Genomic DNA, 2,273 nt, shown 5'->3' on the forward strand with positions numbered 1-2,273 from the left:
TTGAGAAAGCAATTTCAATAGCTGACAACCGCCACACTTCGTCTCCGTATGTCCTTGTCACAACTAAAGTCGGTAACATGGAGGCTGGCGCGATTAGTAACATGAAGATGCCGAAGAAGATGAATAGGTTTCTTAGGAAGTCATGGTTTTTGACGTAGCGGACACCCAACATAAAGTCGGCAGTATAGGACGCTGACTGGTTTCTACTAGCCTTGTCATGGGTCCGCACTTTCAAAAATAACATGGTGACAATCGCTAATCCCGCTGTAACCACATCGACCAGGAAGATGTAAGACAGTGGCCAGGCTGCTAGCAAACCCGCTGATATCAACGGCGACCCGAAGTTTAGAATCCCTTGAATAGAGGAATTGAGGCCGTTAATCCGAGTTAATTCTGATTTAGGGACGATTTGTGGCAAAATAGCACCCACTGCCGGTGTTTGGACGGCTGCGCCAAAGGCACGAATGGCCGCCACAATCAGTAACATCCAAATCTCTTGGTAACCCTGCATATACAAAAAGGCTAAAATCAGCGTAGCCAACGCAATCCCACCATCAGCCCACATGATTAATTGCTTACGGTTAAACCGGTCAGCCCAGACCCCTGTTACTGGCGATAGTAAAAAGGTTGGTAAAAATGCGCAGATGATATACAAGGTCATCATGACACCGGACCCTGTTTCAATCGTAATATGCCACATGATGGCATACTGGACGATGGATGATCCGAATAGGGAAATCCCCTGACTGGTTAGGAATAAAGCGACATCCCTTACCCAGTTTCTATTTGCTTGTTCATTGATTTCATTCATGGAAATCTCCCCCATATTTCAAACTTTCTTCGTCTTCCATCTTACTCGACCAAGCCGTCCCTGTCGATATTTAAGCCGTTCAAATGGGCATGTACAGGCAATTTATATTCATTTTCTGATCAAATTGAAACCCACTTTGACGAAACAAAAAAATCGAGACCAGTGGCCCCGACTTTATTTAATCTATTTATCTTTCTATAATGCTTCCATAAAGGCTGCCATCCGGTCCATGGCTACGGCAATATCCTCGTAGGCCGCGGCATAAGAGAAACGGAAGTAACCTTGGCCGCCTGGTCCAAAGGCTGAGCCAGGGATGACACCGACTTTCGCTTTTTCCGCTAGATCTAGGGCAAAGGCTTGGTCATCGTCACCGTATTTGGCTGGAATGCGGGGGAATACATAAAATGCGCCAGCTGGATGCGGGATATCAAATCCCATAGCTGTCATCCGGTCCACAATCATCTTCCTGCGGTGGTTGTATTCACCCTTCATGTCATCAATGGCTTGGTCGCCGTCATTATAAGCAGCTACCCCGGCCCACTGGTCAGGTGTTGATACGCAGGTTACCATAGTTTGGAAAATTTTGAACAACTCTTCATAGAGGTCAGCTGGAATGTGTAAGAAACCTAGTCTAAATCCAGTCATGGCATAAGATTTAGACGCGCCTGCCAATAAAATTGTCCGGTCAGGCAACTCTTGCACCATTGAATAGTGGTCACCTTCATAAACCAAATCCCCGTAAATTTCATCCGACAAGACATAAACATCCGGATACTTCCGCAAGACCTCCGCCAATCTCTTGACCTGGTCCTTTGAATAAGTGGTCCCAGTTGGATTATTTGGATAATTCAACATCAACAACTTGATCTCAGGATGACTTTGTAGCTGGCGGTCCAGAGCTTCAGGCGTTAAGACAAAGTTATCCGCAGACGTATCCACAAAAATTGACTCCCCACCAGATAAAATAGAAGAATAGTCATATAGTGGGAAATACGGCGAAGGAATCAATACCTTATCACCAGGATTCAATAGGGCCATCATGGTAATCATAAAACCTTGACTAGCCCCCACCGTCACCATAATTTGTTGCCAGTTTAACTTCAACTGATGACGACGTTGGTAAAAATTAGCAATCGCTTGTCGCAACTCCTGTAAACCATCCGAAGCCGCATAGTGGGTAAAATTCTTATCCAAAGCCTCTTTCATCGCATCCTTAATAAATTCAGGCACATCAAAATTCGGCTCCCCAATCGTAAAATTCAACAAACCAGGAATCGTCGACACCTGCGCATCAAAAGCCCGAATCTCAGACGGCGTAATCTGCTTCAACCGCTCATTAATCGTCATACCACAAAAATCCTCTCATTAACCGGCTAGTCCCCCAACCGTATATTTCCTATATTGTAGCACTTATCCCCAAAAATCGTGATACCTTTTCTAAACCTTTTTGTAAAAGGGCAAA

At 45.0% G+C, this 2,273-nt stretch carries 2 protein-coding genes; both read right to left on the minus strand.

The window, feature by feature from the left end:
- Window positions 1–811: MFS transporter (locus ACRCJ0_RS12260; protein ID WP_431390601.1), on the minus strand; the 811-nt coding region annotated here is incomplete at its 3' end.
- 195 nt (window positions 812–1,006) lie between these two features.
- Window positions 1,007–2,158, minus strand: a complete 1,152-nt coding sequence (locus tag ACRCJ0_RS12265) for a pyridoxal phosphate-dependent aminotransferase (RefSeq protein ID WP_417893988.1) — start codon at window positions 2,156–2,158, stop codon at window positions 1,007–1,009.
- Window positions 2,159–2,273 lie beyond the last annotated feature (115 nt).

The organism is Aerococcus sp. L_32, from assembly GCF_050689315.1.